Below are 23,331 nucleotides of genomic sequence, written 5' to 3'. Positions count from 1 at the left end.
GCGATGATTATTACGTATCGATTGTGCCAGCCACCGGCTCGGGAAGCGGTGGCGCAAAGCCTCTGAGTCCTACAACGTGGACGTGTTCATGGTTCTGAACAACCTTACGCACCAGCTTATAGGTAGTGCCTTTTTCTGGACTAATGTTCTCTGGTGCTGCAATGATCAGTTGCATTTCAAGGCGTTCACACAGCTCAAACAGCGTCGCAATCGACTTCGCATCCAGTCGCGCCGCCTCATCGAGGAAGAGCAAACGGCATGGGGAAATGTCTTTGCCGCGCAGTCGGCGGGATTCTTCTTCCCAGCTTTGAACAACCATCACCAGAATCGACATCCCGGTACCGATAGCCTCACCGGTAGACAACGCACCACTTTCCGCACGTAACCAACCATCTGAACCGCGGTTTACTTCAACTTCCATTTCGAGATAGTTGCGGTAATCCAGCAGTTCTTCGCCAATGGTTTGCGGTGTACGTTGGCCCATATCGATTTGCGGGTTCAGGCGTTGATACAGTTTCGCTAACGCTTCCGAGAAGCTCAGGCGGTTACTGTTAAACAGATCCTGATGCTGCTCGTGTTGTTCAGAAAGCACATCCAGCAACATCGCATGTGTTTCGCGTACGTTCACATTCAAACGCACACTATTCACCTGACCGAATGATACGCTTTGCAGCCCCTGATTGAGCATACGGATACGGTTTTGCTCACGCTGAATAGTCTTGCGAATGATATTCGCCACGCTACGCGAACTGATTGCCAATTTTTGCTCACGCGAGGTCAGTTCTTCCGTCAGACGACCCAGTTCAATTTCCATCTGCTCGATGGCTTCTACCGGATCATCGGTACGGATAATGTCCTGACGGATACGTTCGCGAAGATGCTGATAAACCGCAACGAAGAACTGAATCTTGCGCTCAGGGCGTTTTGGATCTTCTGACATACGCAATACATCACGAAGATGTTCGTTATCTGCCACCGCCAGTCGCAACGCACCCAACGCTTTATCCGAGATAGAACGCAGCTCATCCCCAGTGACGTATGCCAGTTCACGGCGGTGCAGACGGCGCTCAACGCCATTGTCTTTCACCATGCGCATCACTGCACACCAGCCTGCTTTCGCCGTCACAACATGTTCACGCATTTCGAAATAGCTGCGCTCAAGTTGCTTCAGTTTGCGGTTGAGGTTGTTCATTTCTGCTTCGCAGTATGTCAGCGCTTTTTCAAGCTGATTACGACGAGAACGGTTGTTACTCAGCGCGGCGTGCAATTCATCACGGCGCGCACGTGCACGCTCTTCTGCACCGATATCAGCACGAACGCCGATATCCTGTAGTTCTTTATGCAGATCGGTTAACAACTCTTTTTTGGTATCAAAGGAGCTTTTAAGCGATGCCATTAATTGGCTGAACTGACTCAGCTGCTGGGCATGTTGGCGTAATGCTTCACGCGAACGTGTACGTTCTGCTTCAGCTTGCTCCAGACGGCTACGCAATTTCTCATTTAAATCGCTGTTACCATCAAGCATTGCTGCAGAGTCTGAGTAACTGAAGTGCGCACGGCGCTGCACTACCTCAGTCAGGGCAAACGCCTGCTGACGCGCATCACGCTGCACTTGTTGTGCGTACTGATAATCTTCTTTTAGCTGTTCAAACTGCTCAGGGTCGCTTTGCAAAACCGAGGCCACAGCTTCGAGTTTCGCAAGTGGGTTACCAAACTGGTGTAGGAAACGCGCGGCTTCTTCTGCTTCGTCGAGACGTTCACGAATTTCATCACAACGATCAGCCAGTGTTTCATCATTAAGCAAGCTGATTCGCGGCAACAGGCGATTGAGTTGGTCAACACCGTCTTTGGCCTGTTCATATTGCTGGCGCTGCTGCTGGTTGTCGTTTTCATGGCTGCTAATCGCACGTTCAACTTCGCCACGGCGGGTGTTGAGCTGACGAATTTCCGCTTCTGGGTCATTATCAAATGCCACGCCCAAATGCTGGCCGATGAAACGGCTAAATGCCTGGTGCAAACGCTGCGATTTCTGTACGTCAAACGACAGTGTAGCGAAACGCTCAGCCAGAGACTCACGTTCGGCATGCAAGTTTTCAAGGCGATTTTCACGTGCTGCACGGCCAAACAATGGCAATGTTGGCAAGCGAGAATAACGCCATTGGCGCTCGGCAGTTTTCACCAGTACTGCAGCATTCAGTTCTTCAACTGTAAACACGCTATCATCGAAGGAAGACGGGTCTCCTTCAATCAGATACAAGTCTTCCGGACAATCTTCCAGGTTGTCTAATTGCTCGCGAACCAGCGATAAATCTGGCACAACAATGGCGTGACGCGATGGCCCATACAATGCCGAGAAATACGGAGCATCTTCCAGGCTGATATCGTCATAAATTTCTGACAACAGCACGCCACCAAAACGTTCAGCCAACGCATTTAACCGTGGGTCTTCGGCACCACCAGGTTGGCTCAGGCGTTCAATTTCTTCGTCAATGGCACGTTTACGCGCGCCGACTTCATCACGTTCAACCGTGACTTCACGTTCACGCTCAAGTAACTGCTGCATGTATTCAGTAACATGCTGGCTGCTTTCAAACTGCTCGTGACTTTGTTCACACAGCTGATTAAGGCTGGTCTGCGCTGCGACCCAAATTGGCGCACGCAGTAGCAGGCGTTTTGTTTGCGCCTGAATCTGCTCTTGTTCCTGGCGCAAACTGGCACGTTGATCGCTTGCATCAGAAACGCGCTGCTGCAAGGTTGCGATGCGCTCAGAAAGTTCCTCGTGCAACACTTCCAGATCTTCAGGATCAAAGTGTTTGCCCTGGCGCTTGCAGAACTCAGCGAGCATACGCTCAGCTTCTTGCTGTTCGCGCAGGCGTTGCTCAAGCTCATTGAGACGGGAGCGTAGCGGCTGCACTTGATCCATCAGATGGCGCTGGTTATTGCTGTCACGTAATAATTCTCGTGCAACTTCCCAGGCTTCACTGCGGCTGACCGGCCCACTGATTGCTGTTACCAGCTGGTATGCGTGCTCAAACTGGCTATGCGCCGTTTGTGCAACACTCATTTTCTGTTCCAGAGTCAGCAGTTTTTCTGTTGTTTCCTGCTCTTTTGCCTGGAATGTTTCCAGCCATTCCTCCGCACTTTCTACGGTTAGATCAGGCAGGTGGCACAGTGAACTTGCTCGCTCAAGTGCCTGCAATGCTTGCTGGTATTGAATGGCACGGGTCTGCTGCACATCAAGTGCTTGCTGGTAATCGGCAAGCTGGTTTTTCAGCTCATCCACTTCCAGTTCAGCAGCTTCAGCGCGGGCCTCGTTCTCTTCTTGCTGTTCAGAAGCTTCAGCAACAATTTCATTTTGCTCTTCGAGGCGCATTTGCAGTTCATCGAGGTCTGCTTCGTAACGCTCGATTTTTTCCTGCTGGCGAATCGCCGTTTGCACCAGGTTCAAGTGGTCACTTGCCGCCTGATAATCCGTTTCCAGATCACCTTCTGAACCGCTGTGTTCTGCCAGTTCACGTGCCATTTCTACGTGTTTGTATTGCTCTGCAGCCAGTTGTTTACGGCTGGTCAATAATTCACGGCGGAACTCGAGCGCTTTATCCAGATGGATACGGCGTTCGTTGGCGTGACGCATGTAATCCGCTGCCACATAGTTGGTAGCTTCAGAAATCAAATGCTTGAACAGGTCACGGTCGGACTGAGTGACGCGAATTGCTTCCAGCGTCATGCGGTTTTCGCGTAATGCCGCTTCCATATCCTGGAAGGCTTTACGCACGCCACCGTTTTCTGGCAACAGATAGTCGCGCAGTGAACGGGTGATAGCACTGGAAATCCCGCCGTACAGCGAGGCTTCGATAAGACGATAGTACTTGCTACGATCTGAGGCGCTGCGTAGACGGCGTGCAACAATACCCAAATCAAACATCAGCGAGTGGTAATCAGTAATCGAGTTGAACTGTTTAAACTGCACGCCTTCGATGGCTTCAACTTTATCTTTCAGCTCTTGCAGGCTCAGTACGCGAGCCTGGCGCTCGTTCAGCGTTTCCGTCAGTAATTGAGTCGGCTGGATTGACGTCGGCAAACCCTGAATGGCGAACGGTTTGATGTCGACTTTACGGTCACGGCCAGCCACTTGTTGCAAACGCACACCGACCACAACACGCTGGTGACGGGAGTTAACCACATCCAACAATGAGTAACAGACACCCGCTTTTAATTTCCCGTGCAGACCTTTGTCGCGTGAACCTGATGTCGCTCCTGCTTCGGTGGTATTACGAAAGTGCAACAGCGTTAAGTCCGGAATAAGCGCGGTAACAAACGCCGCCATGGTGGTGGACTTACCGGCACCGTTGCCACCTGAAAGCGTGGTAACTAATTCATCTAAATCAAAGGTACGCGCGAAGAAACCATTCCAGTTAATCAGCGTTAGTGAGCGAAACTTTCCGCGTTCAATCATTCCTGTTCATCCTCCGCGTTATCCTGTGCAGCTTGCGACTCTTCAGTTTCATCATTGAGTTGCAAACGAGTTTCTACCGGCATCGCTTCTCCATCGCGGATCATGCGTAATTGCGCTTCACGCGCGTCGTCACCGGCACGCACATCTGCACCAAAGCGGAACACGGATTCGGTTATGCGGAATTTGCTGCTGTCGTGGCCCATAAACCAGATCATGCCCAAACGTCTTAAACGGGTTAACGATGCGCGGACTTTTTCTTGCAGCTTTTGACGGTCCAGATCTGAACCTGTGGAACGATTGTTTACCAGCTTAAGTAGTTTGCTTTCATCTGCTAGCGTCAACAGTTCATCGTAGAGTTCAGCCTGCGTGAAGATGCCTTCATTCGCGAGTCGCTCAGGGCTGAGATAGAGGTAACAAAGAATTTTACCGACCATCATGTCCAGCTCAGACAACACAGAGCGCGGAATCAGCGTAGTGGAGCGCGGACGCAAATAGAAGAAACCTTCCGGAGCGCGAATAAGCTCCACGTTGTAACGGGTGTAAAACTCTTCCAGTTCATCCTGGAAGTCCATCAAATAGGCATGATTATCCAGCTCATCGAGCCCAACGTGCCGTCCGGAACGTAATTGGCTATCGAGCGCCGGAAATAACGGATTGGCCAACGCCTGTGCCAGTTTTACTGGCATCACTTTTTCAATATTTGTTGATGACATGCGCCTGTACCTTGGCTCCGTAATCGTTAATTGCCTGCCACTGTGGCGGCAAGCCAGTAAAGTCTGCTTCAGCCACACCCAGACGTACCGCCTGGTCGACTACGATTCTCGCCACGTCGAAATGACGTGCGCGTGGGTATTGCGCCAAATAGTCCCGCATTACTACGCCTAAATCTAGCGGCACTTGTCTGGTTTTGTAGACCTGAAGTGCAGCTTCAATCATCACTGCGAGTTGTTCGCGGATTTCATTAAATTCTTCGAATTCCAGATCGCTTGGCAGCTCGCCCATCACTTCGTCGTCACGCAGCGTCATTTCTTCATCACGCATATCCAGCAGGCGATCGGCGTTGGCATAAGTCAGTGCCCAGGGTGCATCGAAATAATTCTGAACTGAGATGCGCAAACGCTGCGCAAAGACACGGTTTTTATCCATGTCGATAGCCGTACGAATGAATTTATGGACGTGGCGGTCATAGCCTATCCACAAGTCGATTGCTTGCTGGCCCCAACTGACAATACGGTCAAGTTTGCTTTGCAGATCAAATACCAGACGGTCAACAAAGTGCAGATCGTCACGCCCCAGAATAGAATCTTGAATGCGTAACAAGTTTGCCTGGAGTTTATCGCCAGCAGCCTCGAGGGTGTCTTGCAGCTCACGTAAGGTGCCGGAGGTTTCAGACAACAGCATTTCACAGCTGGAAATAGCAGCGCGCCAGTCTTTATTCAACAACTGCGCGATGTCATCTTTAACCTGTTGTTGGTGTTCATCCATGATGCGTTGGGTGAGATCGATGCTGTCAAAAATCTCGGCCACGGAGTATTTCAGCGGTGCAAAAACGTTGCGGTGCCAGTGGAATTCATCACCACCTTCGTCAGCCGAATCGGCGGCGCGTTTAAGTTCACCAGCCACAATCGATAGCTGCATAGATAAACGCAGCGTAGAAAACTCACGCTGACGGATGTAGTAATCGGTAATGCCAATACCGAGTGGAGTCAGACGATATATAGCATTACCTTCATTGATTTCGCTGACAAAACGGTTGATCAAACGCTGGCGCACCATGTCATTGATGGCGTTATTGGCGCGAACGTTAATAGTTTCGCTAGTTTGGTCAAAACCTTCACTCACATGACGGAAAGCGTCAATCAATTCGCCTTCGCTCATTTCACCGTCGAGCCGCTCACCATTTAACGTTGCGATCGCCAACAAGAACGTCAAACGCTCTGTCGGTAGCGAAATCGAATAGTCATTTTTCCTGGCCCAGGCAACCAGTTCCGGCACTGTCTGGGAAACATCACTCATAATTTTTCCTTGGCTCAAGCGGCTTGATAGCGGTTACGTGGATATAGCGGCCGAGGCTAACAAAAGGTTCCTGGCGGCAATAGCGCGTTTCCAGTTCAAGCAAATCGTCAAAACCATCGCGTTGTTTGTGCTTATCACGCAAGTAATCGTGGAACACTCGCACACCGGTTTTCCCGGTAATTTGCCAGCCAATTTGCTCCAGCCAGTGATACACCTGTTCTGGCTGCAGCGGATTGTCAGGAGAAAGCGTTTTGCGTTTATTCTTTTTCATGCCCTGAAGAACGTATTCGAAGTTTCCGACAAACATGTTCCGCATTAGCAAGCCGTTAGCATTGTAGAACATCAGGGATAAAGCACCGCCTGGTGCCAGACAATCCCATAACGTTTTGAGCACGGACTTTGGATCAACGACCCACTCCAACACCGCGTGAAACAATATCAGATCAACCGGCTTTTCCAAATGTTGACCAATATCCTGGGCGGAAGAATGTACAAAATGCATGTTATCGCTCACACCTTTCTCACTGGCCTGGATTTGGGCACGAGAAATCATCTCAGCAGAAACATCACAAAGCAGAACTTCATGGCCGCGTTCAGCAAGACCGCACGCGGTTTGCCCTTCACCACCACCGGCATCCAGAACCCGTAATTTTTCAGGTAGGGTGGACAGCAACACGTCAAGATCTTGCCATAAGATGGCCTGACGGAGTTGTCCTTTAGTTGTACCGTAAATGTTGCGTGAGAACTTCTCAGCAATGTCGTCAAAATTGCGGTCACGCACGGGTACGGCTCCATGGGGAAAGGATCATCTGAGAAAGTGGGTATTTTGGCACAGCCGAGCCAAGAATGAACCCGTCTGGTGTAATATCACCAGCGTTTACCTGCTGTATGGCTAAAAAAGGACCCATAATTCATGCTTTTTATCCTGAAAAAATTTATCGGTGGTTTGCTACTGCCCTTACCTTTTTTATTGTTGATGATGGGCACAGCACTTTGCTTGTTGTGGTTCACCCGTTGGCAAAGAAGCGCAAAAGCGTTGTTAAGCGTGAGTTGGTTAGTTTTGCTTCTGATTAGTTTGCAGCCGGTCGCCGACAAAATGCTTAAACCCATCGAAGATACTTATCCCACCTGGCGTGGTGATACGAAAGTAGATTACATAGTGGTGCTCGGCGGTGGCTATACATGGAACCCGGAATGGGCACCAAGTTCCAATCTCATCAGTAATAGCTTGCCACGCCTAGCTGAAGGAGTGCGTTTGTGGCAGACGAATCCTGGGGCAAAAATGATATTCACTGGCGCGCGTGCGATGACAAATCCGGTGAGTACCGCTGAAGCTGGTGCGCGAGTTGCGGAAAGTTTAGGGGTTCCGCGCTCACAGATAATCACGTTAGATGAACCCAAAGATACCGAGGAAGAAGCGGCTGCGGTGGCAAAAGCCATTGGTCAGCAGCCATTTTTATTGGTGACGTCCGCATCTCATCTGCCACGGGCGATGATTTTCTTCCAGAACGCGGGGTTGCATCCGCTACCGGCCCCCGCTAACCAACTGGCGATTGAATCACCGCTGAACCCATGGGAACGCATCATCCCATCACCGGTTTGGTTAATGCACAGCGATCGTGTTGGTTATGAAACCTTGGGCCGTATCTGGCAGTGGCTGAAAGGTCTGTCAGGAAATCCAGGGAAGTAGGTTTTTCGCTGCCATATCAAAGGCGGGCCGATTTAGTCGACCCGTCTGTACTAGTTGCGCTACACCATCCCACAACACATACAGCCAGCGCCGCCACAAGAACGACTCTGCAACAGGGGCTCGTTGCAGGTAATGCCACAGCAGGCTTTCCGACTGGCCTTGCTCATGTAGGCGAAATATTTCATATTCTCGCGGCGCCCACAGCGTCATTCCAGGATTGACCATTGCCAGCAATTGGTCACTGCGCCCGTCTTTCAACATACTGCTGAGTGTGAAGTTGCCATGTACCAGCACACAGTTGTCGTTAAAATCTTCAAACAAGCGTGGTAAACATTCACGAGTACGGAACAGAATGCGCCTGTCCTGCATGGTCAGGCCATTGCTTGGGTATTGATTGAGGGTTGCCCAAAGTGTTTCAACACGCTGCCGATACCATGAAGGCCATATATTTTCTTGCGTGCTATCGACGTTGCCAACACAACCGCGGCTATCGACACGATGCCAGGCGAGAAGTCCTTCAACGATTTGATCTTTGAGCTGTTCCCAGCGTTCTGGAGTGCGGGTTGGCGCTTCAACTGGAACTCCGCGCAAGCGCTCCATTAATAGCACGTCAGGCCCCGGCGTATCATCATGAGTCACTACACCGTAAACCACAGGTAAACGCACTGTGCCAGAACGCGCCAGCATGGACATTTTCCAGGCTAACTGGGCAGCAATGCCTGGGGTACTAAAACTTTTCGCCAGTAACGACATCGCATTCCCGTCACTGTCATACAGCGACCACAAGGCGGAGTTTGGCTGTTCATTAATACACTCTATCCGGCTTAGTTTTTCACCCAGCAGATGACTCAATTCCTTGCGTAGCAACTCCATGGCTTATTACCCCTTACAACACAGGTGTTTTTATAATGAGCTTGCAAACGCGTGATGTCATCACCTCAGATCAATATGCGTACAGATAATAAAAAACCGATGCTGGGCATCGGTTTTTCAAAGAATGAGAATGCGCAAATTACTACGAACGCATCGCTTCTCGTACTCGTTCCAAATCTTCTGGTGTATCAACACCAATACTCGGGATCTCTTTTGCGACAGCAACATGGATTTTTTCACCATTCCACAGTACGCGCAATTGTTCGAGCATTTCGATTTGTTCAAGCTGGCTTGGTTCCCAGGTCACATAACGGCGGATGAAACCTGCGCGGTAACCGTAGATACCAATGTGACGCAAAAGAGAATCACCAATCGTTTCACGCGACTGAGCAAAACGGTCTCTATCCCATGGAATAGTCGCACGGGAAAAATAGAGCGCATAACCCTGTGCATCCATGACCACTTTTACTGCATTCGGATTAAATGCTTCTTCAGCGGAGTCGATTGGTACAGCAAGTGTCGCCATACCCGCCTGGCTATTCGCCAGATTGCTGGCAACCTGACGAATAATCACCGGAGGGATCATCGGTTCATCGCCTTGCACATTCACAATCACGGTATCATCGCTAAAATTATATTTTTCAATAACTTCAGCAAGGCGTTCTGTGCCTGAATGATGATCGGCTCGGGTCATACAGACTTCACCGCCAGCAGCTTCAACCGCACGTGCAACATCTTCATGATCGGTTGCAACAATGATACGTTCAGCACCCGACTCACGAGCACGTTCAAGAACGTGTACCACCATCGGTTTACCGTTGATGTCTTTTAGCGGTTTGCCCGGCAAGCGTGTAGAAGCATAGCGAGCAGGAATTATTGCCACAAAACTCATGGATTTTTCTCGTCAGAAGTCAGAACTCGCGCTTCAGTCTCCAGGAGCACTGGAATACCATCGCGCAAGGGAAACGCCAGGTGATCAGGTTTGCAGATAAGCTCCTGCTTTTCCTGATTAAAGTAGAGCTTACCGTTACAAACCGGGCAAGCGATGATTTCAAGTAATCGATGATCCATGGTTACTCCAGAATGGCTGCCATCAAAGGCAACAGAATAGCATAACTCACTCGCTCTCCGGTCTAATTTCCCAGCCTTCACCCCATGACGAAGCTAATACAGCGGGAATATTTCCGAGGTGAATTTGCTTTGCACCTTGCCAGTTAGCAAAATCCGTAAGTGCCGTGTGCAAGCCGTTAATCAGTGACTGACCGGGCTTAACATCGTCTTCAAGATACAGACTGATAATTTCCAGCTCGTCAGTTTTACGATGCATTTTTGCATCCATTCGCCCCACCAATACCCCTTGATGTAACAGAGGGAGAACAAAGTAACCGTATTTGCGTTTTTCAGCCGGGGTATAACACTCAAGACGATAAGTGAAGTTAAACAACTCTTCGGCGCGTTTGCGATCCCAGACCAGGGGATCAAACGGCGACAGCACCGCGCTGTGAGTTGCGCGTAAAGTGTTTTGTTCAGCCTTAGCAAGCAAAGGATGTTGCTCACGGTGTAACCACATCTCGCCAATCCCTTCAACATCAACAGGTATAGCAATGCCATTTTCCTGCCACTGGGATAAAAGCGGTTTAAGCGGAGCTTTCCGCAATCGATAATAATCGGCAAGCCATTCTGGCCGGAAAATACCGAGACTACGTGCACTGTTTTCCAACATTGTTTGTTCAGCATCTTGCTGATGAATGAGATGTAAATCGTCATTCCAATGGGGCATTACACGCGAGGTAAGATCATACACTCGCTGAAAATTGCGCCGCTCAATCACCATCACTTTTCCGGCAGTGAACAGACCCTCAAGGTGCTTTTTATGCGGTTTCCATTCCCACCATCCGCCTGCCCCCTTACGAGGATGTTCAAAGTCAGCAGAGCGCACCGGGCCATTATTCTCAATATGCGCTAATAAGTTTTCTATTTCCTCGGCGTGTTCGGCCATCCATTCAGGGCGGTATTTCCACCCCATGCTTTCGGGATTCAGCATCCGATGGCGCACAAGTGAAAAATCTTCTCTCGGTAAAAAGCACGCTTCATGCGCCCAATATTCCATTAATTCGCCGCGAACCAAAGCGTCATCCAGCCAGGTTGATGGGAAGTTACCCAACCGGCTGAATAACACCAGATAAGGGCTGCGGGCGACAATATTGATGGTGTCGATTTGAAGCAGAGACATGCGGGAAATGGCAGCAACTACATCGGCAGGTCTGGGATGGCGACGAGGTTTTTGTAATAAGCCTTGCGCCGCAAGATGAAGATTGCGGGCTGCACGTAAAGTCAGTTGCGGTACAGACATGAAAGAGTCCCGTCGTCAGCAAACTCAAATTCTGGTGCGTTAACTTTTCGTTTAGTGCACCAGATCCAATAGTGACTGCAATAATGCGTCAGCCTGGGGTTGTGCTAAACGCGCATCAACCGGCAGATACCACCAGTTGTCGTGGCCCGTTACGAACGCACGGCATTTCACCGCATCTTTTTCCGTCATTAACAGGGTTTGCCCCGGCTGAACTAATTTCGCGACATCATTTTCGCTCAACGCTTGATGGTCCGCGAGACTCACTGTTCGAATCGGGGTAACACCACATTGCTCTAGAGTGGCAAAGAAACGCGGTGGATGACCGATTCCAGCCATTGCTATCACACTTTCTAGACTATGCACCGGACGGCGTTCACCACTCAGCAAATTAACCGCATCACCTGGTTGCAGCGTCATGGCAATTTCTCCAAACTGAGCGTTGCCACCGTTGGTAATAACAGCATCAACAGAAGCCAGTCGCCCTATTCGTTCGCGCATCGGCCCGGCCGGAAGCCACCAGCCATTGCCAAATCGCCTGACACCATCAACTACCACAATCTCTTTATCGCGTGCGAGTGCGTAATGCTGCAAACCATCGTCGGTGATAATCAGTTGTGGCTTTGCGTTATCCACCAGCATTTGGACCGCTTCACTTCGGCGTGGTGCAACAGCAACTGAAGCACCGGTACGCTGATAGATTAGAACGGGCTCATCACCAGCCTCGAAAGTCGTGGTGTTCTTGTTCAGCAATAACGGATAGTGCTCAGCTTTGCCACCGTAGCCTCGGGAAACAACGCCAACACGAATTCCGTGTTGCTGCAGTTGTTCAACAAGCCAAATGACCACCGGTGTTTTACCGTTGCCACCTGCAGTTAAATTTCCGACTACTACCACTGGCACAGGTGCACGCCAGGTTTTCTTTAGTCCTAATCGATAACTAAGGCCAATAGCTCCGCTCACCAGGCCGTACAGCCAGGAGAGCGGTAATAGCAAAAGGTAGAGGGGAGATTTTCCCGACCAAATGCGTTCTATCATGAACCGAATTGCATCCGGTGCAATTGGGCGTAAACCCCACGATGTTCAATCAGTTCTGCATGAGGACCGCGTTCAACAATCCGGCCATCTTCAACCACTACAATTTCATCAGCCTGTTCAATGGTTGATAAGCGGTGAGCGATAACCAATGAAGTGCGGTTCTTCTGCAATTCATCCAATGCAGCCTGAATTGCACGTTCTGATTCCGTATCCAACGCAGAGGTTGCTTCATCCAAAATCAGGATTGGGCTATCGCGCAATAGCGCACGAGCAATGGCGATACGCTGACGCTGACCACCGGAGAGCAGTACGCCATTTTCACCAATTATCGTATCCAGACCATCATCCATCTTACTGATGAAATCCATGGCATAAGCCATGCGAGAGGCTTTCTCGATATCTTCTCGGTTATATTGTTCGGTACGCGCATAGGCGATGTTGTTTGCAATGGTATCGTTGAACAAGTGAACGTTCTGCGAAACAAGAGCTACCTGATTACGCAAGGACGTTAAGGTATATTCGCGGATATCCACCCCATCGATAGTAATACTACCTTCCTGAATATCATAGAAACGCGTCATCAGGCTGGCGATTGTTGACTTACCTGAACCGGAGCGCCCAACCAGTGCCACGGTCTTACCTGCAGGAATTGTCAGGTTAATGTTACGCAACGCAGGCACTTCACGCCCAGGATAGGTAAAGGTAACTTCACGGAATTCGACATCACCTTTAGCACGTTCAATAACGCGTTTGCCTTCATCTTTTTCCTGTTCAGTATCCAGAATAGAGAACAGAGTCTGGCAAGCTGCCATGCCGCGCTGGAACTGAGCATTGACGTTAGTCAGTGATTTCAGTGGGCGCATCAGGGCAATCATTGAAGAAAACACAACGGTAATGGTACCGGCAGTCAATGTTTCCATCACACTTGGGAAGCTTGCAGCGTAGATAACAAAAGCCAGAGCCAAAGAAGCAATCAACTGAATGATAGGATCAGAGATAGACGAAGCAGAAACCAGTTTCATACCCTGGCGACGCATACGGTTGCTGACTTTGTTGAAACGCTCAGTTTCTACTTCCTGACCACCAAAGATCAGTACTTCTTTGTGTCCCTTCAGCATTTGTTCAGCGCTGGTCGTCACTTGCCCCATGGTGTTTTGCATGTTTTTGCTGATGTTACGGAAGCGTTTAGAAACCATGCGAATAGCAAAGGAAACTATCGGAGCCAGTACAATCAGAATCAGCGAAAGCTGCCAGCTATACCAGAACATCAACACGAACAGGCCAATGATAGAAGCACCTTCACGTACGACGGTTATCAATGCGCTGGAAGATGACGAGGCAACTTGTTCAGAATCATAAGTAATTCGTGAGAGCAGCGTACCTGTAGATTGCTGATCAAAGAATGAAACCGGCATCCCCATCATATGGCTGAACAGACGACGGCGCATATTCATTACGACCTGGCCTGAAACCCAGGAGATACAGTAGCTAGAAACATAGCTAGTCACACCACGCAGCACCATTAGTGCGATAACAACTAGCGGCATCCACAGCAGCACGGATTTATCCGTTTTTCCAAAACCATCATCCAGTAACGGTTTAAGCAAAGACAGCATATAGGTATCACTGGCAGCGTTAAGGATTAACGCAATACCAGCCACAATCAGACCAGGCTTGAAAGGAGCGATCATCGGCCAAAGACGGCGGAAGGTCTGCCATGTGGAAAGATCTTTATCGTTATGCATTCAGTAAACCAGCATTAGATGAAATAGCCGCATATTCTACCCATTATCCCGAGATACACCAAACCACTGATGATACCAACGGGGTGAAATTTGAGCTCTGAAGCTATTGATTTGCCATTTATCACTATTTATCTCGATAGTGAGTTGGCCTGATTGCGCCGTGTCATACCAAATGTAGCCCAACGACTTGTAGCGCTGAACAATTTTCCCTGAGGGTAAATGCCATGCGTTATAGCGCGATGCTGATGCCAGCGCAGCACTTCCAGAAACCGCGCGTAACAGCGGTAGCCCAGAAGATGTACGGCTTCCGTGATGAGGTACCTGAATAATATCAGCATGTAAGATACCCCATCGCCTCTTCAGCATAGCCAACTCTGCTTCAGCTTCCACATCACCGGTTAATAAAATGCGAAAATGCCCGTCACTGACCATCACAACACATGAGCCATTATTGCCTGTCATTACAGGCTGCGCTGGTGGCCAAAGGACCTGAAATAGCAATCCTTGCCACTGCCATTGCTCCCCTTGAAAACAAGGATGATGTCCTGCCCATCGCAAAGGACTACGAATGTACAAATTTGGCCACTCACGCTGCAAACTAAGTAAACCACCGCGATGGTCAAGGTGTTCATGGCTAATCAGTACCTGCTCAAGAGACAAATGATGCCAGCGTAACCAGGGAATAATGACTTGCTGAGCCGCATCGCCACTCGGCCAGGCATTTCCGGTATCGTATAAAAAGACTTTGCCTTGCCGAATAATAGCCATTGCCAGTCCGTGTCCGACGTCCAACATCGTGATTTGCCATGAGTCGTCTTTTTTCCCCGCCAGTATTCCAGGGGTAAGCACTGACAGCATCAGAACAATTATCGAGATATACGAACTACGCCACAGCGCAAGTCGATAGATAATGACGGCTAACCAACCACCTAAACTAAGAGTCTGGAAACGTTTATCGACGTCTAACCAACCGTCAGGTAACAGCGACAACGCAGTAAAAAGCAGCCCCAGCATTTGATCCACTAGCCACCACAAATGTTCTCCTAACCATGGAACACCAGTTAGCACTAACCCTGCTAGTAATAAGGGCACGACTGCAAATGAAATCAGTGGAACCGCCACTAAGTTCGCTAGTAGCGCACTGAGGCTGATGCCGTGGAAGATAAAAATCTGTATTGGCATCAGTAAAAGCATGATGCCAATTTGTAGATGCAATAGCTCTAAGGGGTAGCGATAGTACCATTTGGTAGATACCATACCTTCTGGAAGTGGCACCCATTGGTACCAAAAAATGAGTGCCGCTACCGCCAATGCCGATAGCCAAAAACTGTCTGACAAAACGGTCAGTGGATCATAAATCAGAATGCCTGCAATGCAGCAAAGCCAGACTTCCCACCCCGACCAAGACCTACCTTGCAGACGAAGCAGCAGCCAGATCACTACCCCGATTAATGCCCTCACAGCCGGAGGATTTCCCCCCGCGAGCCAGGTATAAATTCCTGCGGCGAGAACACTGGCGAGTAACGGCATTCTGAAGTGAATTCGGTGTGGAGGAAAACTCAGCTGTACCAAGCGAGCGATTAACCAACCAACCATCGCTGCAAGTGAAATGTGCATGCCGGATATTGCCATCAGGTGTGCAGTCCCACTCTGCCGCAATAAGTTTTTTTGTTCGTCACTCACTCCCGCACGTTCCCCAAAGGCCAATGCCAGAATGACGCCTTGATAAGGTAACGATTGGGTCGCATTTTCCACAGCAGAAAGCCACTGAGCACGAAAACTACACTGCTCAGTCATTCGATGAGACTCAATAATGCGGGCGCTTAAGGGCTGATGCTGCGCAAGAGCATAACGTTGGCTATCAAAACCGCCTTCGTTGAGCTGACCATGTACTGGCCGTAGACGCACTTTCATGCGCCATCTTTGCCCTGCACAAATACTATCTGATAAGTAACTGCCTTGAACCCTGATACCTACAGGCGGGAAAATTGTTCTTCCCTCTACCGAAATTATCTGCAGTTCATGATTTTGCCTACCATCACTACGGCCAATCACTGCTTCGATAGCAACTGGTTTGCTCGCCCATGCTTCAAAAGGTGTCAGACTTTCCCTGGCAGAAAATAGTGCCCAGCAAAAACAGAGCAAGCTTAAAGCAACATAACGCATGAATCGGCAAGGAGCTGCAGCAATACACAATGCAGCAACAAATAGTGCTGAAATAACCGGCAACTGTGGGATAGCAGGCAACCACATCAACGGTATAATGCCAATAATTACGCAAAAGCAGAGCCCAATTAGGTTCTTCACAGCCACCTCCGTGTTACAGGCAGTCTGAGTTATCTAATTGCTTGCGTCAGTCATGATTTATCGGCAATACGAGAAGGGTTCCAGGCATTTAGTGGGAATGTTAGGACCTGCTTCACGGTTTTGCGGGCTGGCTCTAAAAAAAGGATTTTAGACATAAAAAATGGCACCCGAGGGTGCCATTCTTGAGGAGTAAATCCGAAGATTTAATTACCATAAATGTTGGCGCGGTCACGCAACTCTTTACCTGGTTTAAAGTGAGGAACGTATTTACCTTCCAGATCAACTTTATCGCCAGTTTTTGGGTTACGTCCGGTGCGAGGCGCGCGATAGTGTAAGGAAAAACTGCCGAAACCCCGGATTTCAATACGCTCACCTTGGGCGAGAGTAGAGGCCATATGCTCCAACATCTCTTTTACTGCATCTTCTACAGCTTTCGCTGGAATGTGAGATTGCTGGGTTGCAAGTCTTTCTATCAATTCTGACTTGGTCATGATTCCTCCGGTTTCCTTTCAGGAAAATTAACTTACAGCTATCAATCGAACAAGGGCGGCCGTAGCCGCCCTGATTTAGTGCTCGGGCGATTACTCGCCTTTAGCTGCTTTAAATGCTTCAGCCATAGCGTTAGAGAAGTTCGGTGCATCTTCCTGTTTGTTGTTAACAGTAGCGATTGCATCTTTCTCGTCAGCTTCGTCTTTAGCACGAACAGACAGGCTTACAACACGGTTTTTACGGTCAACGCCAGTGAATTTAGCTTCAACGTCGTCGCCTACGCTCAGAACCAGAGTTGCATCTTCAACGCGGTCACGGGAAGCTTCAGAAGCACGCAGGTAGCCTTCTACGCCATCTGCTAATTCAACTGTAGCACCTTTCGCGTCAACTGCTGTTACTTTACCAGTAACGATAGTACCTTTCTTGTTCAGTGCAACGTAGTTGTTGAACGGATCTTCTGCGAGTTGTTTAACACCCAGGGAGATACGCTCACGTTCTGCGTCAACTTGCAGAACCACAGCCGCGATTTCGTCGCCTTTCTTGTATTCACGAACTGCTTCTTCGCCTGTAACGTTCCAGGAGATATCAGACAGGTGAACCAGGCCGTCGATGCCACCGTCCAGGCCGATGAAGATACCAAAGTCAGTGATAGACTTGATTTTACCTTCAACGCGGTCGCCTTTGTTGTGGGTCTCAGCGAACAGCTGCCATGGGTTAGATTTGCACTGCTTCAGACCCAGGGAGATACGACGACGTTCTTCGTCGATATCCAGAACCATAACTTCCACTACATCACCAACGTTAACAACTTTGGATGGGTGGATGTTTTTGTTGGTCCAATCCATTTCGGAAACGTGAACCAAACCTTCAACGCCTTCTTCGATTTCTACGAAGCAGCCGTAATCAGTCAGGTTAGTCACGCGACCAGTCAGTTTGGTACCTTCTGGATAACGCTTAGCGATAGCGACCCATGGATCTTCGCCCAGTTGTTTCAGACCCAGAGACACACGAGTACGCTCACGGTCGAACTTCAGTACTTTAACGGTAATTTCATCGCCAACATTCACGATTTCGCTTGGATGCTTAACGCGTTTCCATGCCATATCAGTGATGTGCAACAGGCCGTCAACGCCGCCCAGATCAACGAATGCACCGTAGTCAGTAAGGTTCTTAACGATACCTTTAACTTCCATGCCTTCTTGCAGGTTTTCCAGCAGTTGATCACGTTCTGCGCTGTTTTCGGATTCAATAACTGCACGACGAGAAACAACAACGTTGTTACGCTTCTGGTCCAGCTTGATGACTTTAAACTCAAGCTCTTTGCCTTCCAGGTGCAGAGTGTCACGTACCGGACGAACATCAACCAGGGAACCTGGCAGGAACGCACGAATACCGTTCAGCTCTACAGTGAAGCCACCCTTAACTTTGCCGTTGATGATACCGACCACAGTTTCAGCTTCTTCGTAAGCTTTTTCCAGCGTGATCCAAGCTTCGTGACGCTTAGCTTTTTCACGGGACAGCAGAGTTTCGCCAAAGCCATCTTCAACAGCGTCCAGAGCAACATCAACTTCGTCACCAACCTGGATTTCCAGTTCGCCAGCAGCATTTTTGAACTGCTCGATAGGAATTGCAGACTCAGATTTCAGACCAGCGTCAACCAGAACGATATCTTTGTCGATAGCAACTACTACGCCACGAACGATGGAACCCGGACGGGTTTCGATTGTTTTCAGGGATTCTTCAAAGAGTTGAGCGAAAGATTCAGTCATGTTGTTAATCTTCAAGGTTCTTTTGTTTAACGTCCATTTAGCATCCCGCCGAATGGGGTTGTTTGACATACCCCGCCATTGGCTCCATGCCGACAGGGTTTAGGTTACAGGGGTAAAAAACTACCCGATATGTCAGGATACCACTATGGCAATATCATGACAAATATGACAAAACACACACCAGCACAATATTTACTACTGTGCTGGTGTTAAAATTTTCTGCGCATAAGTCAGCGCTTGTTTGATGACTTCATCAATGGACATGCTGGTTGAGTCCAGCACCAACGCATCTGCGGCTGGCACTAACGGTGCTACTGCACGGTTACGGTCTCTGTCATCACGTTCTTTTATTTCTGCCAAAAGGCGCTCAAAGTTAACACTAAAGCCCTTTTCCTGCAACTGTAGCATACGCCTGTGAGCACGCTCTTCCGAAGAAGCATCGAGGAATATTTTTACCGGTGCATCAGGGAAAACGACAGTCCCCATATCACGCCCATCAGCAATCAGTCCTGGTGCTTCTCTGAACGCACGTTGGCGGCGTAATAACGCTTCACGCACTCGAGGGAAAGCAGCGGCTTGAGAGGCTGCATTAGCAACTTCCTGAGTACGGATTTCGGCGCTGACATCTTCCCCTTCGAGGATAACTTCCAGGTTGCCATTGTTAGCTACAAAGCGCACATCGAGGTGTGCGGCCAACGGAACCAATGCGTCCTCAGAGGTGACATCAACCTGGTGATGCAAGGCTGCCAATGCCAAAACTCGGTAAATTGCTCCAGAATCAAGCAGATGCCATTGCAAAGCTTCCGCCATGGCTTTACACAGCGTGCCTTTACCTGCGCCGCTTGGGCCATCAATCGTTATTACCGGGGCGGGTGCCGTCATCGTACTCTCCTTTCGCTGGAATTGCGGACCTAAAATATCAACGCCGAATATTATACGCCGCCAGAATCCTGACCGTTATCTTTCCTGCCAATTATCGTTGTTAATCAGGCTGAGTGTAGAAGAATTGCGCAACTTAGGTGCAAGCAGGCAGAAAGTCAGGTCGAAGAGTGTGAAATAGAGTTATTTTTTGGCTGCTGCGATACGGTCACAAATATGTTGTACATGTTCAGCTGAAACCGGGTGCAATAAGAACAGAGGTACGAAAACGGAATTTCATCAGGGAAGTATTTGTTACAGGAAATCGCTCCGGAGCATAGTGCCACCGGAGCAAGTTTTCACGTATTAAGCGAGCGTACTAATACGTGCCAGTTGTTCAAAATAGTCAGGGAAAGTTTTCGCGGTACATTTAGGATCAAGGATTGTGACTGGAGTGTCTGACAACGCCACAAGCGAGAAGCACATCGCCATACGGTGATCATTATAGGTACCAATTTCAGCGGCTTGTAGCTGTGCGGGTGGCGTTACAGTGATGTAATCTTCCCCTTCTTTCACAACTGCACCCACTTTACGCAACTCAGTAGCCATTGCGCTGAGGCGGTCAGTTTCCTTCACACGCCAATTGTAAATATTGCGCAGTGTGGTTGTACCTTTAGCAAACAAGGCTGCTGTAGCGATAGTCATCGCCGCATCTGGGATATGGTTCATGTCCATATCAATGGCGTTCAGTTCACCACGCTGGCATGAGATAAAATCATCACCCCAGGTGATTTTTGCACCCATTTTTTCTAGCACGTCAGCAAAACGAATATCACCCTGCACGCTGTTGCGACCAATACCGGTCACTTTCACCGTGCCGCCTTTGATTGCGCCAGCCGCCAGGAAATAAGATGCTGAAGACGCATCACCCTCCACCAGATAAGCTCCTGGTGAAACGTATTGCTTACCGCCACGAATAACAAAACTGCGGTAGTCGCGGTTTTCCACTTCCACACCAAAAGTTTTCATCAGGTGCAATGTGATGTCGATATACGGTTTCGATACCAGCTCACCTTTAATGGTGATTTCGGTGTCAGTTGCAGCCAACGGAGCTGTCATTAAAAGTGCTGTCAGGAACTGACTGGAAACGCTGCCATCAACAGAAACCTGACCGCCGCTAAAGCCACCACGTAAACGCAATGGTGGATAATTTTCCTGTTCCAGATAATCAATCTGAGCCCCACCCTGACGTAAAGCATCAACCAAATGGCCGATTGGGCGTTCTTTCATCCGTGGTTCGCCGGTCAGCACAATGTTATTGCTTCCCAGGCACAATGCCGCTGCCAGTGGGCGCATTGCAGTACCCGCATTACCTAAAAAAAGTTCCAGTTCACCTGCAGCTTGCAGTGAACCACCCATGCCAGTGACTTCACAACGCGTACGATCAGCAGAAAGCGTATAGCTAACCCCCAACGCTGTGAGTGCGTTAAGCATATGACGCACATCGTCGCTATCGAGCAAATTAGTCAGCTCAGTAGTGCCCGAAGCCAGTGCTGCAAGCAGCAGAGCACGGTTAGAAACACTTTTTGAACCAGGAAGATTAATCGTGCCGTCGACCAGTGCGATGGGTTGTAACGTCAGGGATTCCAGCATGGGGAAAATACTCTCAACTCAAACAGAATAAAAACCCCGCGAAACATGCGCGGGGAGAATAACAACGAGCAACGATTAACCGTGGCGACGTTCGAATTCGACCATAAAGTCGGTTAAGGTTTTTACGCCTTCAAGTGGCATCGCATTATAAATAGATGCACGCATTCCGCCCACGACACGGTGGCCTTTCAAGGCATGTAGACCGGCAGCAAACGACTCTTCCAGGAACACTTTATCTAGCGCGCTATCCGCCAACTGGAATGGTACGTTCATGCGTGAACGACTAGCCGAGGCGACATCGTTGCGATAGAAGTCACTTTTATCGATAACACCGTATAACAGTTCAGCTTTCGCCCGGTTAATTTTATCCATTACTTCCACGCCACCTTGTTCTTTCAGCCATTTAAAGACCAGGCCTGAAAGATACCAGGCGAACGTTGGTGGGGTGTTGAACATGGAATCGTTATCGTTAAGCACGGTGTAGTCAAGAATTGATGGGCACGCTTTATGCGCTTTACCAAGCAAATCTTCACGCACAATCACCAGTGTCAAACCAGCCGGTCCGATGTTTTTCTGCGCGCCTGCGTAAATCACGCCAAAACGGTTAACATCCAGCGGGTGCGACAAAATAGAAGATGAGTAATCAGCAACGACGACTTTATCGCCGAAGTCAGGCGTTTCATGGATTGCGATGCCATCAATGGTTTCATTCGGGCAATAATGCAAGTAGGCACTGTTTTCAGAAACTTGCCATTCGCTCATCGGTTTGATGGCGCGCAGGCCGTCGATTGTCACTTTGGCATCGATAACATTTGGGGTGCAGTATTTATGCGCTTCTTTTACTGCACTACTTGCCCAGTAGCCACCATCAACATAATCAGCCGTCGTTTTGTCACCCAGCAGGTTTAAGGGTACACCAGCGAATTGACCGCGACCGCCACCATGGCAGAACAAAACTTTGTAGTTCGAGGGGATTTGCAGCAGATCGCGAAAATCTTTTTCAGCTTCTTCAGCTACCTGAATAAATTCTTTACCACGGTGGCTAATCTCCATTACGGAGGTGCCTAAACCTTGCCAGTCGCAGAGTTCACTTTGCGCACGACGAAGCACGTCAGCCGGTAGCATCGCCGGGCCGGAACTAAAATTGTATACCTGAGTCATTTCCCCTCACCACGCTTAGAGCAATAAGTTTTATCACGATATCGGTTTTATCATTCAGATGCTGAGGCTGCAACGGTTAATCAGGCATGCCGGGGGAATGTGCGCAAAATCACACAACAGAATCAACTGGTCGCTGAAATAAACACCCGATAAACCTCCGTCAGGTCACTCGTGTGGCGGCACTGGCTTTGACCCAGTATTTGTGAGCACAACGCGGGCAAGGTGATTCATCGTAAGCGTTGAACGTCACCACTTCACTACAACGAATGCAGGCATATGCGGCATCTTCCGGCACTTTAATAAATCGCTCGCAACAAGCTTCAGGCAAAATAGGCAACCCTGGCTTGACGAGTTTATCCGGGAAGAAATAAACACTAATTTGACCGTTGGTTTCCAGTATCGCCAGACGGACTTGCCCTAGATGCTCCACACCCAGCAAGCGCAACTCCATAAAAAACTCAAATTCTGTCATGTTCTGAGCTTTCATCTTTTCCCAAGAAAACTCCCCTTCTTCTATGATGACCGACGGTTTTCCTTCAAACAAATTTTCAAGTTTTTCACTGTGGCTCATTAGCCACATTACCAGGCGGTAAAGCAGCCCCAGCGTGACGAAAACAATCAAAACCGGCAACATGGGAACGTCATGATAAAACGCCACATCCCCTGCCGCCGACCCAAGAGTCAAGATTATTAAGACTTCAAATAGCGACATCTGCCGTACGCCACGCCGCCCAGTTATCTTTAAAAACAAGAACACCAATATAAAGGTATAAAGACTGCGAAAAGCCACTTCCCAGAGAAAATCTAGCGGGACGTCGTTTAATGCCATTCTCTGGAGATCAAAGCTTTTCATTTTTACCGCCATTACAGTGAGTTACTGACAGTAAGCATAGCCTGTTATGCTAATGCCGCCTGCTTGCTGCTGA

The 23,331-nt window shown here is 49.1% G+C and carries 18 protein-coding genes; 1 reads left to right on the top strand and 17 read right to left on the bottom strand.

Annotated elements, in window-relative coordinates; translation table 11 throughout:
• Window positions 1–10: 10 nt before the first annotated feature.
• From mukB to cmoM, 4 genes are read right to left on the bottom strand one after another with little or no spacing between them, the layout of a single operon-like run.
• Complete coding sequence (gene mukB, locus FH968_RS06105; protein ID WP_139878251.1) at window positions 11–4,456, bottom strand: chromosome partition protein MukB; 4,446 nt, start codon at window positions 4,454–4,456, stop codon at window positions 11–13.
• Window positions 4,453–5,169 carry a chromosome partition protein MukE gene (gene mukE, locus FH968_RS06100; protein ID WP_139878250.1) on the bottom strand — a complete coding sequence of 239 codons (717 nt, stop codon included), beginning with the start codon at window positions 5,167–5,169 and terminating at the stop codon, window positions 4,453–4,455. The genes mukB and mukE overlap by 4 nt, the downstream gene beginning before the upstream one ends.
• Entirely contained in the window at window positions 5,150–6,472 is a 1,323-nt protein-coding gene (mukF, locus tag FH968_RS06095) for a chromosome partition protein MukF (RefSeq protein WP_139878249.1), read from the bottom strand. The genes mukE and mukF overlap by 20 nt, the downstream gene beginning before the upstream one ends.
• Entirely contained in the window at window positions 6,465–7,253 is a 789-nt protein-coding gene (gene cmoM / locus FH968_RS06090; RefSeq protein WP_139878248.1) for a tRNA uridine 5-oxyacetic acid(34) methyltransferase CmoM, read from the bottom strand. Before cmoM ends, mukF begins: the two co-directional genes overlap by 8 nt.
• A gap of 132 nt (window positions 7,254–7,385) precedes the next feature.
• Between cmoM and elyC the strand changes: the two genes are divergently transcribed.
• A complete protein-coding gene (gene elyC / locus FH968_RS06085) occupies window positions 7,386–8,162 on the top strand; it encodes an envelope biogenesis factor ElyC (RefSeq protein WP_139878247.1) in 777 nt (258 codons plus the stop codon).
• Here elyC and FH968_RS06080 read toward each other — a convergent pair.
• From FH968_RS06080 to FH968_RS06020, 13 genes are all read right to left on the bottom strand, one after another.
• A complete protein-coding gene (locus FH968_RS06080) occupies window positions 8,142–9,035 on the bottom strand; it encodes a YcbJ family phosphotransferase (protein WP_139878246.1) in 894 nt (297 codons plus the stop codon). The genes elyC and FH968_RS06080 overlap by 21 nt on opposite strands.
• 142 nt (window positions 9,036–9,177) lie before the next feature.
• Complete coding sequence (kdsB, locus tag FH968_RS06075) at window positions 9,178–9,927, bottom strand: 3-deoxy-manno-octulosonate cytidylyltransferase (RefSeq protein ID WP_139878245.1); 750 nt, start codon at window positions 9,925–9,927, stop codon at window positions 9,178–9,180.
• Window positions 9,924–10,106, bottom strand: coding sequence for a protein YcaR (gene ycaR / locus FH968_RS06070; protein ID WP_034456356.1), 183 nt, complete (start codon window positions 10,104–10,106; stop codon window positions 9,924–9,926). Before ycaR ends, kdsB begins: the two co-directional genes overlap by 4 nt.
• A 46-nt stretch (window positions 10,107–10,152) precedes the next feature.
• Entirely contained in the window at window positions 10,153–11,388 is a 1,236-nt protein-coding gene (locus FH968_RS06065; RefSeq protein ID WP_139878244.1) for a winged helix-turn-helix domain-containing protein, read from the bottom strand.
• 51 nt (window positions 11,389–11,439) lie between these two features.
• Window positions 11,440–12,423, bottom strand: coding sequence for a tetraacyldisaccharide 4'-kinase (gene lpxK / locus FH968_RS06060; protein ID WP_139878243.1), 984 nt, complete (start codon window positions 12,421–12,423; stop codon window positions 11,440–11,442).
• A complete protein-coding gene (msbA, locus tag FH968_RS06055; protein ID WP_139878242.1) occupies window positions 12,420–14,168 on the bottom strand; it encodes a lipid A ABC transporter ATP-binding protein/permease MsbA in 1,749 nt (582 codons plus the stop codon). The genes lpxK and msbA overlap by 4 nt, the downstream gene beginning before the upstream one ends.
• A gap of 36 nt (window positions 14,169–14,204) precedes the next feature.
• On the bottom strand, window positions 14,205–16,475 hold the full coding sequence (locus FH968_RS06050; RefSeq protein ID WP_139878241.1) for a ComEC family protein: 2,271 nt from the start codon (window positions 16,473–16,475) through the stop codon (window positions 14,205–14,207).
• 203 nt (window positions 16,476–16,678) lie between these two features.
• A complete protein-coding gene (gene ihfB, locus FH968_RS06045) occupies window positions 16,679–16,966 on the bottom strand; it encodes an integration host factor subunit beta (RefSeq protein WP_034456367.1) in 288 nt (95 codons plus the stop codon).
• 90 nt (window positions 16,967–17,056) lie between these two features.
• Window positions 17,057–18,802, bottom strand: a complete 1,746-nt coding sequence (gene rpsA / locus FH968_RS06040; protein ID WP_139878240.1) for a 30S ribosomal protein S1 — start codon at window positions 18,800–18,802, stop codon at window positions 17,057–17,059.
• A 126-nt stretch (window positions 18,803–18,928) separates the two neighbouring features.
• Window positions 18,929–19,615, bottom strand: a complete 687-nt coding sequence (gene cmk / locus FH968_RS06035; protein WP_139878239.1) for a (d)CMP kinase — start codon at window positions 19,613–19,615, stop codon at window positions 18,929–18,931.
• Between the two features lie 342 nt (window positions 19,616–19,957).
• Window positions 19,958–21,241, bottom strand: coding sequence for a 3-phosphoshikimate 1-carboxyvinyltransferase (gene aroA, locus FH968_RS06030; protein ID WP_139878348.1), 1,284 nt, complete (start codon window positions 21,239–21,241; stop codon window positions 19,958–19,960).
• 78 nt (window positions 21,242–21,319) lie between these two features.
• Window positions 21,320–22,405: a 3-phosphoserine/phosphohydroxythreonine transaminase gene (serC, locus tag FH968_RS06025; RefSeq protein ID WP_139878238.1), complete on the bottom strand. Its 1,086-nt coding sequence runs from the start codon at window positions 22,403–22,405 to the stop codon at window positions 21,320–21,322.
• 160 nt (window positions 22,406–22,565) lie between these two features.
• Window positions 22,566–23,258 carry a DUF421 domain-containing protein gene (locus FH968_RS06020; protein ID WP_139878237.1) on the bottom strand — a complete coding sequence of 231 codons (693 nt, stop codon included), beginning with the start codon at window positions 23,256–23,258 and terminating at the stop codon, window positions 22,566–22,568.
• Window positions 23,259–23,331: the final 73 nt, after the last annotated feature.

This window comes from Buttiauxella sp. B2 (assembly GCF_006376615.1).
In the GTDB taxonomy this organism is placed as follows: domain Bacteria; phylum Pseudomonadota; class Gammaproteobacteria; order Enterobacterales; family Enterobacteriaceae; genus Buttiauxella.
Note: the sequence above shows the minus strand (reverse complement) of the source record. Positions and strands in the feature narration are given on the sequence as shown.